Origin of the sequence: Streptomyces sp. NPDC056835, assembly GCF_042789485.1 — a bacterium.
Classification (GTDB): domain Bacteria; phylum Actinomycetota; class Actinomycetes; order Streptomycetales; family Streptomycetaceae; genus Streptomyces.
In genome coordinates this window covers 264,939-276,967 of record NZ_JBHUBB010000006.1, presented here as the reverse complement: position 1 = coordinate 276,967, position 12,029 = coordinate 264,939, and the positions used below count along the sequence as shown (strand labels likewise).

12 protein-coding genes are annotated in these 12,029 nt (G+C 68.8%); 8 read left to right on the top strand and 4 right to left on the bottom strand.

All coding sequences use genetic code 11. From position 1 onward, the window contains the following. Positions 1-240: 240 nt before the first annotated feature. Positions 241-777, top strand: coding sequence for a hypothetical protein (locus ACFRMN_RS09375; protein ID WP_383015739.1), 537 nt, complete (start codon positions 241-243; stop codon positions 775-777). Between the two features lie 65 nt (positions 778-842). Here ACFRMN_RS09375 and ACFRMN_RS09370 read toward each other — a convergent pair whose 3' ends face one another. The 3 genes from ACFRMN_RS09370 to ACFRMN_RS09360 all read right to left on the bottom strand — a co-directional run bounded on the left by ACFRMN_RS09370 (position 843) and on the right by ACFRMN_RS09360 (position 3,399). Continuing rightward, positions 843-1,400: a pyridoxamine 5'-phosphate oxidase family protein gene (locus ACFRMN_RS09370; RefSeq protein WP_383015736.1), complete on the bottom strand. Its 558-nt coding sequence runs from the start codon at positions 1,398-1,400 to the stop codon at positions 843-845. A gap of 317 nt (positions 1,401-1,717) precedes the next feature. Then, complete coding sequence (locus ACFRMN_RS09365) at positions 1,718-2,437, bottom strand: ABC transporter permease (RefSeq protein WP_383015733.1); 720 nt, start codon at positions 2,435-2,437, stop codon at positions 1,718-1,720. Between the two features lie 77 nt (positions 2,438-2,514). Further along, entirely contained in the window at positions 2,515-3,399 is an 885-nt protein-coding gene (locus tag ACFRMN_RS09360) for an ABC transporter ATP-binding protein (RefSeq protein WP_383015730.1), read from the bottom strand. Positions 3,400-3,598: 199 nt separating this feature from the next. Between ACFRMN_RS09360 and ACFRMN_RS09355 the strand changes: the two genes are divergently transcribed. The 4 genes from ACFRMN_RS09355 (at position 3,599) to ACFRMN_RS09340 (ending at position 6,533) form a co-directional block, all read left to right on the top strand. Continuing rightward, a complete protein-coding gene (locus tag ACFRMN_RS09355) occupies positions 3,599-3,721 on the top strand; it encodes a hypothetical protein (RefSeq protein ID WP_383015727.1) in 123 nt (40 codons plus the stop codon). A gap of 26 nt (positions 3,722-3,747) precedes the next feature. Further along, the gene (locus ACFRMN_RS09350) at positions 3,748-4,887 is read left to right on the top strand and encodes a histidine kinase (RefSeq protein ID WP_383015724.1); all 1,140 of its coding nucleotides are present in this window, start codon (positions 3,748-3,750) and stop codon (positions 4,885-4,887) included. Then, positions 4,884-5,489 (top strand): DNA-binding response regulator, encoded by a 606-nt coding sequence (locus ACFRMN_RS09345; RefSeq protein ID WP_383015721.1) that lies wholly within the window; start codon positions 4,884-4,886, stop codon positions 5,487-5,489. The genes ACFRMN_RS09350 and ACFRMN_RS09345 overlap by 4 nt, the downstream gene beginning before the upstream one ends. Before the next feature lie 348 nt (positions 5,490-5,837). Continuing rightward, positions 5,838-6,533, top strand: coding sequence for a type 1 glutamine amidotransferase domain-containing protein (locus tag ACFRMN_RS09340; RefSeq protein ID WP_383015718.1), 696 nt, complete (start codon positions 5,838-5,840; stop codon positions 6,531-6,533). A 149-nt stretch (positions 6,534-6,682) separates the two neighbouring features. Here the strand turns inward: ACFRMN_RS09340 and ACFRMN_RS09335 are convergent, their stop codons facing one another. Further along, the gene (locus ACFRMN_RS09335; RefSeq protein WP_383015715.1) at positions 6,683-6,910 is read right to left on the bottom strand and encodes a hypothetical protein; all 228 of its coding nucleotides are present in this window, start codon (positions 6,908-6,910) and stop codon (positions 6,683-6,685) included. 392 nt (positions 6,911-7,302) lie between these two features. On the opposite strand from ACFRMN_RS09335, the gene ACFRMN_RS09330 reads away from it, so the two are divergent. The 3 genes from ACFRMN_RS09330 (at position 7,303) to ACFRMN_RS09320 (ending at position 11,981) form a co-directional block, all read left to right on the top strand. Beyond that, positions 7,303-7,461, top strand: a complete 159-nt coding sequence (locus tag ACFRMN_RS09330) for a hypothetical protein (RefSeq protein WP_383015712.1) — start codon at positions 7,303-7,305, stop codon at positions 7,459-7,461. Positions 7,462-7,569: 108 nt separating this feature from the next. Then, positions 7,570-10,671 carry a lantibiotic dehydratase gene (locus tag ACFRMN_RS09325; RefSeq protein WP_383015709.1) on the top strand — a complete coding sequence of 1,034 codons (3,102 nt, stop codon included), beginning with the start codon at positions 7,570-7,572 and terminating at the stop codon, positions 10,669-10,671. After that, positions 10,668-11,981 (top strand): lanthionine synthetase C family protein, encoded by a 1,314-nt coding sequence (locus tag ACFRMN_RS09320; protein WP_383015706.1) that lies wholly within the window; start codon positions 10,668-10,670, stop codon positions 11,979-11,981. The genes ACFRMN_RS09325 and ACFRMN_RS09320 overlap by 4 nt, the downstream gene beginning before the upstream one ends. Positions 11,982-12,029 lie beyond the last annotated feature (48 nt).

Below are 12,029 nucleotides of genomic sequence, written 5' to 3'. Positions count from 1 at the left end.
CACTCAGACGGCGCGACGACTACGACACCTACCGGCAGCTGACCAACGTCAACCTGCCGCCTGCCCGGCACGGGAAGACCGCCACCCTCTGAAGGGGCGTCGCCGCGTTCGAAAACCGGTGGCTGCGGCCGTTCCGAGTGCCTGCCCCTTCACAGGGATTCGTCAGATCCCCGTCTCGTCGGCGGACTACCCTACGGACACACCGCGCTACCCGCCGCGGTCGCCTGAGGAGGAATTTCTGTGTCATCGCCCTGCGACCCCCAGCACGCTCCCGCCGGCGATGTGGGCGCAGCACTCTTGATGATCGACTCTCGGCTCAAAGGCGTCTACGACGGCAAGACCAAGACCGACCCCGAACAGCAGGCGCTGATCGACCAGTTCACCGCGTCTCTGGGCCCCGAGGGAGCGAATGCCGTGCTGGACGGCGCGTGCACGCTCATCTTCATGTTCATGAAGTGGCTGCGGATGGCCCACGAGGATCACGACAAGGACGTCATCGAGTACGTGGTGCCCAACCTCGTGGCCACGATGCGCATGATGCCCAAGAGTGTCCGCCCCGAGGCTATCCCCACCATGGCCGGCCTACTCGTCGCCGCGGGCACCGATCTGAGCCCCAGCCTGTGGCGCAAACAGTATGGGGACTGGACCAAGGACGAGATGACTCCCCTGGAAGTCACCGCCTTCCTGCTCGCGGACTACATCAACCGCGTCACCGACGACCCCGACTTCGCCACCCGTTTGATCACCGAAGCTCTGTCCAGTGCGGACGAAGACTGACGTGGGCGAGGAGACCTTGGTCTCCTCACGCATAGACGGGCCACTCTTGGCCTGGGTCCTGTTACTCAAAACGTCCACCGCGTATGGGTGTAAACCCCGGCGTCCCGACCGAAACCGTACGCGGTGGCCGGGGCCACCGCGAACACCACCACGTCCCCCTTCCGGAACGCATCCCCGATCCCGTGGAAGGTGCCCTCGGGCGAGGTGATGTGCGACCCGTACTTCGCCTCGTACGCCGCGATCACCTCTTCCAGCACCGCCGGATCCGCAACAGGCTCCGCCTTGCCCTCAACCACGAGGTCGAGCCCTTCGGTCAGCGAGTTTCCCCCGGTGGTCAGCGCGCAGTGCCCATCATGGGCGAGGTTCCTCGCCTTCTGCTCCCCCGCGCCGGTGGAGAAGTACAGCACCCCGTCGTGCCAGGTGACGATCACGGGAGTGACGTGCAGCCGGCCGTCGGATCGCACCGTGGACACCCAGAAGATCTCGGCCGCCTCCAACTGCCGCTGGGCCTCGGCCCACTCGGTGGCGGTGACGTCCGCGGCACCCGGGCGTGGATTGAGCGCGGAGCTATAGCGGGCGTCGAGCTCGGTCGTGGGCCGCTTCGCGGGTCCCTGTGTTGACATGGCGGATCTCCTTTCCTCTCCCCCACAACGACCGGCGGCCCGCGCGGAAATCATCGCCACGCCCGTTTGTGTCAGCCTCCACGCCGGTCAGCACAGCTACAGCCCCCAACAACCCGGAACCGATCACCGTTGACGTCTGCCGGCGAGGGATCCACGCGATGCGCGCATCGCTGGAATCCGGCGTAGAAACGGCCGGACATCAAACGTCAAGCTGAGCACACACGAGAAACCGTGCCGCCACGGCGCACTCAAACGGCTGTGGCCTGCCATGTGGCGGCCACATCACCTGCGCCTGGAGGTGACCCGTTCGAGTGTCGTCACCGGCGCGGTTCCCAGCGGAAGAGCCGGGAGGCCAGCGCGACGGCGACGACGACCCAGCTCAGCGTGGGGGCGAGCAGCATCAGGGAGTCCGTGACGGCAACGCCGCCGTTCCAGGCGTTGACGACGAGTTCGGTGGCCGAGCCGCCGGGAAGCAGCCGTTTGAGCAGGGTGAGCTCCTCGGTGCCGGAGATCCCCACCCAGCTGGCCACGGCGATGGTGCCGATACTGACGGGCAGCGTGGTCACCTGGGCGTGCTCGGGAGAGTTCGTCAGTCCCGCGGTGGCCAGACCCAGCCCGAGCATCATGATCACCGTCGAGAGGACCGCCGCCGCCAGGAGGACGATGCTGGCCGGCTCGCCCGTGACCGTGCCCAGCACGGCCAGGATCACGGCCACCTGGACCAGCGAGATGACGGTGACCGGGAGCAGCAGCCCGGAGAGAATGCCGGTGTCACTGGCCGCGGTGGAACGCAGCCGCTTGAGGAAGAGGTTCTGCCGACGGGAGGCCAGGGTGGTCACCGTGGTGGTGTAGAGCCCGAACGCCCCCACGGTGAACACCACTACCGCCGCGATGTATCCGAGGCTGCCCACGGCCGCGAAGACTTCGTGCTGGCGGATGAAGACCGCGCAGACTGCCACGGGCATAATGAAACTGGTGACCAGCACCAGCCTGTTCCTGAAGATTTGGATCAGCTCGCTGAGAGCGATCGAGAGCATGGCGGAGGTCCTTGTTCTGGGAAAGTTCCGGAAGTGGCTACGGAATTGAGCTACGGGAGCGGGCTACGAGACAGCCCTCAGTCGCTGCCGATGGAGCGGAAGACGTCGTCGAGCCGGGTCGGTCCCGCCTGGAGTTCTCGCAGCTGCACCGCGTGACTCTCCGCCCAGCGGAGCAAGGTGGACAGGTCCTTCTGCAGGCTGAAGGTCTCGATGAGGAACGTCCCGTCACTCTCGCGCGTGGCCGGCAGCGGTAGCTCCGGTGCGCCGGCCGACAGGGAGAAGTGGACAGTGGCCGGCAGGGTCCGCGTCAGTTCGGAGACGGTCCCTTCCCGGTGGAAGGTGCCCCTGTGCATGATCCCGATGCGGTCGGCACGCTGCTGCGCCTCTTCCAGGTAGTGCGTGGTGAGCACGATGGTGGATCCGTCTTCACGCAGCTTGTCCACGGCGTCCCACAGATCGTCCCGGGCCTGGATGTCCAGGCCGGTGGTGGGCTCGTCCAGGAAGATCAGCTCCGGCGCTCCGTACACGGCGGTGGCGAAGTCCAGACGTCGTTTCTCGCCACCGGAGAGCTGGGACACCTTGGTGCGGGCCTTGTGCGTGAGGCCGACGATGCCGAGAACGCGTTCGACCCGGTCCGTACGCTGGGTGAGTTTCCCGATCAGCCGGACCGATTCCTTCACGGTCAGATCCGGGGAGAACCCGCTCTCCTGCAACATGATGCCCATCCTGGGCCGCACGGCGCGCCGGTCGCGCGGGCTCTGTCCGAAGACCCGCACGGTGCCCGAAGTGGGCGGACGGTGACCTCCGATGATCTCCAGGGTCGAGGTCTTCCCTGCCCCGTTCGTGCCGAGCAGCGCGTAGAACTCCCCCCGCTCCACCTGAAAAGAGAGGTCCTTCACGGCGGGGAAGTCGCCGTAGGTGACGCTCAGACGTTCAACGTCGATGATTGGTGTCGAGGACATGGCATTGATCTCAGCAGCCGCCACACCCGCCGGGCAGTGCGACCATGTCATGACCTCACCATGACATTCTTCGCGTGAAGCCATGACATGGTGTCACTGGCGGTGGCGCGGAGCCGGAAGAATACTGGGGCCAGACTCTGCTGTTCGATCCCGGAGAGCCGCACATGGACACCAGCCCCCCGTTCCTCCCGCCGACGGCATGGAGTCCCCGGGAGAGAGCAGCCAGTGGCTGACGCGGACGGCCGCGGACGGCACCACGGCGAGCGCTCCGGCCGTCCCACTGCCCGGCCGGACGGCCCGGCTGCCCGGTCCGGACCGGTGAGGCCGGCCCGGACAGCGGCACACACGATGCCCGAGGACACCGAGCCGACACAGGCACGGCTGCGCAGACTGAACCTCACCATGCTGCTCCCGCCGATCGCTCTCGGCGGCGTGATGGTGGTGGCGACCCAATCCCGGACCTGGTGGGACGTCGCCGTTCTGAGTCTGGGTGTGGTGGCGGCCCTCGTAGCCTTCGTACGGTGGGCGGCCGGCGACATCTCCCGCGTCGCACTGCCTTGTCTGGTCATCACCGCGGCGGTGTGGCCTTTCGGAGCACTGGTGGCCGACAGCAGGTCGGCGTTCTTCGGCATCGGCCTCGTGGGCCCCCTCGCCGTATCCCGGCTGCCGCGCCACCGAGGCGCGGCAGCCCTGGCGCTGACCGCCTTCGTCGCCGCGACGGGAGCGGCAAGACTGCTGGTAACACAGGAAAGTGTCTCCGGCGTTCTGATCGGCTATGTCATTGTTCCCGCGGGCCTCACAGCGGTGCTGACCGGACTCATGTTCCCCAACAAGCGCTTCTACGATCTCGTCACCGAGCTGGAGGAGTCACGAGATCGCGAAGCGGAACTGGCCGTCATCCGTGAACGGATACGGTTCGCCAGTGATCTGCACGACATCCAGGGCCACACGCTCCATGTGGTGAAGCTGAAGACGGCCCTGGCCCAGAAACTGGTGCACAGCGACACCCAGCGAGCCGAGGAAGAGCTGCGCGAGATTCACGCCCTGGTCTCCGACACCATTACCCAGACCAAGGAACTCGCTTACGCACAGCGACGGCTCAACCTCTCCGCGGAGCTGGAGAACGCGAAGAACCTCTTCGAAGCCGCGGGCATCCACGTACGCGTCGACCGAGAAGCCGACGTCGACACCCACGCGGGCGAGCTCCTCGGCCAGGTCCTCCGCGAGACCACGACCAACATCCTGCGGCACGCACAGGCCGAGCAAGTACGGATCACTCTCTCGAAAACGGGCATCACCATCGTCAACGACGGCGCGCAGGAAGGCCCCCTTCCCCAGCTCAGCGGACTCGCCACCCTCAGGGAACGAGTAGCCGACGGCGGAGGCGAGCTCACAGTGGAACAGAAACACGGCCGTTTCCTGACAGCCGCGACACTGCCCCACCCGCGTCCCGACGCTCCCCCGAAAACGCGGAAGGACCACCGATGACCACTGTCGTGCTGGCCGACGACGAAGCTCTCCTGCGCAAAGCACTGGCATCACTGCTCCCCCTCGAAGGCGAAATCACCGTGCTCGCCGAAGCCGCCGATGGGGAAGCAGCCGTACAGGCCACACTGCACCACAAACCCGATGTCCTCGTCATCGACCTCGAAATGCCTCATATGGACGGACTCGACGCCGTCACCGCGATCCGCCGCGCCCTGCCACACCAGACCATCCTCATGCTGACCCGCCACGCCCGGCCCGGAGTACTCCGCAAAGCCCTCAAACTCGGAGTCCAGGGCTTCGTCAGCAAATCCGCCGAACCCGCCCACATCACATCGGTCATCAAAACCCTGCACCAAGGCAAACGATGGATCGACCCCGACGTCTCCGCCCTCGCAGTCGTCGACGACTGCCCCCTCACCGACCGTGAGATCGACGTCCTACGAGCAACCAGCGAAGGCTACTCGGCCGCCGAGATCGCCACTCAGCTCCACCTCGCAGAAGGCACCGTCCGCAACTACCTCTCCCACGCGATGCAAAAAACCCAGACCCGCACCCGCCACGAAGCCGCACGATACGCACGCGACCACGACTGGCTCAGCTGACCCCGTCACCGCGGACACAAGGAGCCGCCCGAGAACGGGAGTTGACGTCCGGCAGCGTTTGCCCCGTCCTGTTCCCGGCAGACTTCCGCCTTCTGCGCCACAGGAGCGACACATCGCTGCCGGAACGGTACTCACCGGCTCGCGAAGCTCTTCAACGTGCTCGCGGGGACCCGGGACCATGAGATGAAATCGTCCGCGTTGAGGACCAGCCGACAGGTCGGCGGGTCGGCAGGGTACGGAGCCGGGCGGCGGGCCAGCGGTCGGGCGGCCGTCCGCATGCGCCTGGTCGAACGTGTGCCTAGGGTGGAATGAGGCGATTTCCTCGAATTCGCCGTGGGGAGATGTGCGATGGCGAAGGTGCTTTTCATAGTGAGCGGAGCGACGTACTGGGTGCTCAAAGACGGAACCAGATACGCGACAGGTTACTGGGCTGAGGAGTTCGCGAACCCGTACAAGGCGATCACGGACGCCGGCCATGACGTCGTGGTCGCGACACCCGGCGGCGTGACCCCGAACGTCGACATGATGAGTCTCCGCCCGTCAATGGCAGGCGGAGAACAGGGAGCCCTTGAACTGGAGGCCATCATCCGTGACGCGGAGGTGATGCGGCGGCCGCTCAAGCTGTCGGACGTCCGCCTCGAAGACTACGACGCGGTCTATCTGCCGGGCGGGCACGGTCCGATGGCGGACCTGGCGTTCGATGCCGACGCGGGCCGACTGCTGACGGCGCAGCTCGCCTCGGGCAAGCCGCTCGCGATCGTATGTCACGCCCCCGCCGCGATGCTGGCCACCAGAATTCACGGTGAGTCGCCTTTCAAGGGCCGCAAAGTCACGGGCTTCGCCAACGAGGAGGAGGAGGGTGTGGGGTTGGCCTCCAGGGCGACGTGGCTGCTGGAGGACGAACTGAAGGACAAGGTCGGCGTCGAGTACAGCCGCGGCGAGACCTGGAAACCGTACCTGGTGGAGGACGGAAACCTCATCACCGGGCAGAATCCCGCTTCCGCCGCGGTGTTGGCGAAGCGGCTGCTGCGGATCCTCGCGTGACCGTGTCGCACAGGCTGACCGCCGGTCGTGTGGTCGGCGTATGTCGGTTCAGCGCAGGCGCGGTTCGGGATTCTTCGGAGTCCGGCTGTGGGGTCAGGGCAGCAGGGAGACCTGGTAGTGGGCGATGTACCAGCCGCCCGCCAGGCGCTTCACCAACACACTGAGTGGGCGGCGACCTGATGAGGTTCGTGGGCGTCCCTGGTCAGGGACGCGAGCGCCCCGGTCACCCGGGCATCCGCGTTGTCCACCAGGCTGGTGGAGATGTTCACGATGTGCCCGCCGCCGTCGCGGGAGAGCATCGCGCCGATCACGCTGCGCGTTACGTTGAAGGAGCCGTAGGCTCCCGTGACGACGGCGACCTTCTGCGTGGTGTCCATGAGGGGATTTTCGTCGCTTTCGCCGCGTTCGGTGTGAGCACGGGAGGTGTGTCGTCGCGCCGCGGGTGTGAGGTTCCGTGAGGGTGGGGGAAGGTGACACCGCAATGTCCGGTCCGCGCTGTGGCCTTTGTGATCATGGCGTGAAGTCGCCGTGGGGACGGAACCTCGGGAAGCACTTCCTTCACGCGGGGATGCCCGTTCATCGCACAGGGAGTGGAGCCATGGGAAGCGTCTCCGTTCCGGCGTGAGGGAACGCCCGTTTCGGTCAACTTGCCAGCCCGCACGTGGTGTTTGGCATTCGCCATGCATATGCTCCTGACTGGTTCGAACAGGACCGCACGTTTCGCCGGCGTCCGACCGACGTCGGCGAGTCAATGAACGGGAGGAGTCTCATGAGCACCAACCTTCTGCTGGAAGACACCACCGACCTCGCCGAGCTGGACCTCGACATCCAGATTTCGGAGACCGAGGGCGAGGGCCCCGCGTTCGCATCCGGTGGCGCCACCTCGCCAAGCACGTTCGGGTCGCCCTGCAACCTCTGTTGCTGGTAAGCGATCCATCGCGCCCGCGTGGGGCGGGGCCAGTACCCCGCCCCACGCGGGCCGTGCCAGTTCTCGGGATCGAGGGGATCGAGGGGATCCAAGGGGGAGCCGGAACACGTGCGCGATGATCACTACACACCGCAGGACTGTCTGTTCGTACGGATCACGGCGATGCCCCGGACCCGACCGGGTGGACCTCCCCTCGGCGACTCGGCCGCGCGGATACGCGAAGCCGCCGCCGACCCGCTGTTGCGCGAGGCGTTGCATGTCGCCAGCGGCAGCCTCGCCGGCTATCTCGACCGGCTCGACGCGGGGGCCGACCTCGGGGCCAAGCGGCTGCGCCGTACAGCGCTCGCCCTCTCCCGGTACGCACTGCGAGCCGAGACCAGGCCGACGCCCTTCGGGCTCTTCGCCGGTGTCGCACCCGCCCGGGCGGCGGACACCACGCGGGTGACACTGTCCGGCCCCGGCGAGAAGACGGTACGGCCGGACGCAGCCTGGCTGACGCGGCGCGTCACCGAATGGCTCGAACTGCCCGAGGTACGCCGCGGCGTCGATGTGGTGCTGAACGACCTGTGCCGAACGCGGGGCGAGCGGCGCGTCGTCCCCGGCAACGGAAGCGAAGCCTCCGTCCGCGATACGGCCCTGGTGACCTGGGTGTGCGAGCGGACGACCCGGCCCGTCGGCTACACCGAGCTCCTGGAGCAGGCGTCCGCGTCGTTCCCCCGCCTCACCCCCGGCCGGGTCGACGCCGCGCTGTCCCAACTCGTACGGCACGGCTTCCTGCTGACCTCCATCACCCCACAGGACCTGGACGAAGCGCTGTACGACCGCATCGCGGCGGCGATCGCCCCCGTGCCAGGCGCGGGGGCGGAACTCCGTTCCATCCGTGCGGCGCTGGCCGCCTACGCCGCGGCGAAGCCCGGCGAGGGCCGCGCGGCGTGGCGCGGGCTCATGCGGCTGACCGACCCCGAGGGCACCGCTGCCAGGCCGCCCGTCCACGTCGATCTGCGCATGGACGCCGACCTGCGGATCTCGCGGGTGGTGACCGAAGAGGCCGCCCGCTACGCCTCCGCCATGTGGGAGCTCTCCGGGGACTGGCAGACCCACACTCACATGCGTACGTACCGGGACCGGTTCCTGGAGGCGTACGGCACCGGCGGCGTGGTCCCGCTGGGCCAACTCGTCGACCGGCACCGGGGCATCGGCTTCCCGCCCGGCTACGGCGAGCGCGCCGACGGAGAGTCCACGGGGCACCAGGAACCGGAGCAGCTGCCCAAGGAACGCCGTCTGCTCACACACGACCTGGTGCAGGAGGCGCTGCTGAGCGGTGACGACGAGGTCCGTCTCACCCCAAGCCTCGTCGACCGGCTGGCCGCCGGCCGGACGACCGACGCGACCCTCCCTCCGCCCAGGTCGCTGGAGCTGTGTTTCCACCTGCTGGCCGAGAGCGAACAGGCCATCGACCGCGGCGACTTCCGGCTCCTGTCCCCGCCGTACCCGGGTTCCTGGGTCGCCGGGGCGACCGTCGGACGGTTCGCCGAACTCGTCGGGATGGAAGACGAACTGGCCTCGCTCCTGGCCGGTCTTGGCGACGCCGGGACGGTCCCGGCCCAGGTGGTGTACCGGCCGAACACGGTGCGCGGGCTCAACATGGCCCAGGTCCCGCGCCTGCTGCCGCACCGGATACCGGTGGGCGTGTACGCCGACCGGAGCGCGCCCGGCACCCTGGACTGGCGGCAGCTCCTCGTCACACCGGGTCCTTTCGGACTACGGCTGACACTGCCGGACGACGGGCGTGAGGTCCTGCCCGTCGTGCCGCACATGCTCGCTCTCGACCGGGAGGCGCCGCCGGTCGCCCGGCTGCTGGTGGAACTCGTCTCCGGCAGAGCCAGGACATGGACGGGCTGGAACTGGTGCGGGCTGGAGGGACTGCCCTACCTCCCCCGTGTGACGTACGGCCGCGTCACGATCTTCCCCCGGCGCTGGGTGCCCGACCGGCACCTGCGCGAGGCGGCGGACGGCACGTCCGGGTGGGAGGAGGCGGTCGCGGCGTGGCGGGCGCGCTACCGCGTACCCGACGAGGTGAACCTCGCCAGGTGGGACCGGATGTACCGGGTGGACCTCACGGACCCCTGGCGCCGGGAGGTGTTCCGCCAGGAAGTCCGCGGCGGCGGCTCCCTGGCGATCATGGAGGATCTCACGGACGGCGGACGCGAACTGGGCTGGTCCGGCGGACACGGCGCCGAAGTCGTCATTCCGCTCGCCCGGTCCACCCCGCCGGGCCGGCGCCGGTCGACCGAGGGCGAGACCGCCCGCCGACCGCGCCGCCCGGTGCTCACACACCGGCCCACGAACCACACCGTTCAGCACCTGCCGGGTGAGGAATGGCTCTACGCCAAGTTCTACGGGGCTCAGGACACGCACGAGGAGTTGCTGCACGCCGGCCTCCCCACGCTCGTGCGCGAGGTCGCGGACAACCTGCGCAGCTGGCACTACATCCGCTACCGCGATCCCGAGCCCCACATCCGCCTTCGTCTGCACGGCGAGGCCGAAGCCCTGCGGACCACGGCCTTGCCCCGGCTCGCCGCGGTGAGCCGGCACTGGCAGGAGACAGGGCTGATCAAGGGCATGGTCCTCGACACCTACCGGCCCGAAACCGACCGCTACGGCGGGCCCGACGCGCTCGCCCACGCGGAGCGGATGTTCTGCGTCGACAGCCAGTCGGCACTGGCCCAGCTCGGAATGCGGGCGCGGGGCGCTCTGGCCCTGCCCGCCCCCGTCCTCGCGGCCGTCAACCACGCGCTGTTGCTGGAATCACTCGGCGACTGGGACTGGCCGGCCTGGATCAGCCGCGCTCTGCCCAAGGGGCCCGCCCATACGGCCTACCGGAAGTACCAGGAGCGGGCCACGTCGCTGATCGTGCCCGGACGTACCGCCCAGAGCGCGGCCCCCGTACTGGGCGCCCCCCTCGCGGCCCTGTGGAGCAGCACTCCGGAGACCGGGAAATACGGTGCGCTGCTGCTGTCCGACGGGGGACGGGCGCCCGGCACCGAACAGCACGCCGAAGCCGTTATGGCGCTGCTGCACATGCAGCACAACCGCCTTCTCGGTATCGACAGGACCGGCGAGGACACCGGCTACGCCGTACTGCGCGGTGTGGCCCGCGACCACCTGGGCCGTCTGGCCCACGCCCAGGACAGGGAGGAGACCGGATGACCGCCCCGCGTTACGCGGACGAGGCCCGGGACGTCGCCGCGCAGGTCTTCGACCGGCTCGCCGACCCGGAGGCCACCGCCGCCGACACCCGTATTCCGGGCGACGCCTCGCACATCAGCCTGCGCGAACCCCTCTGGCAGGACCTGGCCCTCTCCAGTGGCTATCCGGGAGTGTCCCTGGCGTTCACCGGCCGCGGCACGCCCGGCCCCGATGACGCCGCGCGAGCGCACGCCTACCTCGTCCGGGCGATGCGGGCCACGGCCGCCACCGCCCACGTCCCGGGCGGCATCTACACCGGCCCGGGCGCCGTCGCCTTCGCCGTCCTCATCGCCCACCGCGCCACCGGCGGCTACCGTTCCGCTCTCGGCCGGCTCGACGACCATCAGCGCGGCCTGGTCCGCCGTGCGCTTCCCGAAGTCCGTGACACCCCGTCGCCGACCAACGGCGAGTTCGAGGTGGTCCGCGGCATGAGCGGCATCGGCCGCTACCTGCTGGCGCGCCGGGAGCAGTGCGAGGAGGAGCTGCGGCTCGTCCTCACCTACCTGACACAGATGGCGCACGGCGAGATCACCCACCGGGGCCATCAAGTGCCCCGCTGGTGGACATGGGCAGCGCCCAAGCTGGGGCAGGAGGTCGAGATGCCCGACGGGCACCTGAACCTCGGGCTCTCGCACGGAGTGGCGGGGCCGCTCGCCCTGCTCTCGCTGGCCTGGCAGCAGGGCGCGGTCGTCGACGGGCAGCGCGAGGCCATCGAGCGACTGGTCGGCCTCCTCCAGTACTGGACGTACGAGAGCGAGGGCGGGCCGCTCTGGCCTCCGCATCTGACCCTCGAACGCTGGGCGGCCGGGCCGGACATCCCGCCGCCGCGCCAGCGCCCCTCCTGGTGCTACGGCGCCCCGGGGATCTCCCGCGCGGTACAGCTCGCGGGGCTCGCACTCGACCACGCCGGGTGGCGCGGACTGGCCCACCGCTCCCTGCTGCCGTTCCTGACCACCGATCCGGACAGTTGGAGCATCGACAACCCCAACGTGTGCCACGGGTGGGGCGGGATGATGCACCTGCTCGCCGTCCTGAACGAGACCATCGGCGACAAGCGTCTGACCGACCTCGTCGACGACATGGCGGCCCGCACTCTCGCCCACTTCCGCCCCGAGTACCGGTTCGGGTTCCGGGCCACCCTCACCAGCGCCCCCCAGGGCACCGACGTCCCCGCGTTCCTGGAAGGCGCCGCCGGCACCGCCCTCGCCCTCGACGCCTACGCGGACGGCCGCACCACGACCGACTGGGACATGGCCCTGCTGGTCGCCTGACCGATACCCTTTTCACGCCCACCGCGTCCCGGCGTGGGACAGCTGCTC

Bases quoted from the DNA above. Each gene is read 5' to 3' on its own strand.
- ACFRMN_RS09330 (WP_383015712.1), top strand. From the start codon at position 7,303: ATGAGCACCAACCTTCTGCTGGAAGACACCACCGACCTCGCCGAGCTG.
- ACFRMN_RS09320 (WP_383015706.1), top strand. From the start codon at position 10,668: ATGACCGCCCCGCGTTACGCGGACGAGGCCCGGGACGTCGCCGCGCAG.
- ACFRMN_RS09360 (WP_383015730.1), bottom strand. From the start codon at position 3,399: ATGTCCTCGACACCAATCATCGACGTTGAACGTCTGAGCGTCACCTAC.
- ACFRMN_RS09335 (WP_383015715.1), bottom strand. From the start codon at position 6,910: ATGGACACCACGCAGAAGGTCGCCGTCGTCACGGGAGCCTACGGCTCC.
- ACFRMN_RS09365 (WP_383015733.1), bottom strand. From the start codon at position 2,437: ATGCTCTCGATCGCTCTCAGCGAGCTGATCCAAATCTTCAGGAACAGG.
- ACFRMN_RS09370 (WP_383015736.1), bottom strand. From the start codon at position 1,400: ATGTCAACACAGGGACCCGCGAAGCGGCCCACGACCGAGCTCGACGCC.
- ACFRMN_RS09345 (WP_383015721.1), top strand. From the start codon at position 4,884: ATGACCACTGTCGTGCTGGCCGACGACGAAGCTCTCCTGCGCAAAGCA.
- ACFRMN_RS09350 (WP_383015724.1), top strand. From the start codon at position 3,748: ATGCCCGAGGACACCGAGCCGACACAGGCACGGCTGCGCAGACTGAAC.
- ACFRMN_RS09355 (WP_383015727.1), top strand. From the start codon at position 3,599: ATGGAGTCCCCGGGAGAGAGCAGCCAGTGGCTGACGCGGACGGCCGCG.
- ACFRMN_RS09340 (WP_383015718.1), top strand. From the start codon at position 5,838: ATGGCGAAGGTGCTTTTCATAGTGAGCGGAGCGACGTACTGGGTGCTC.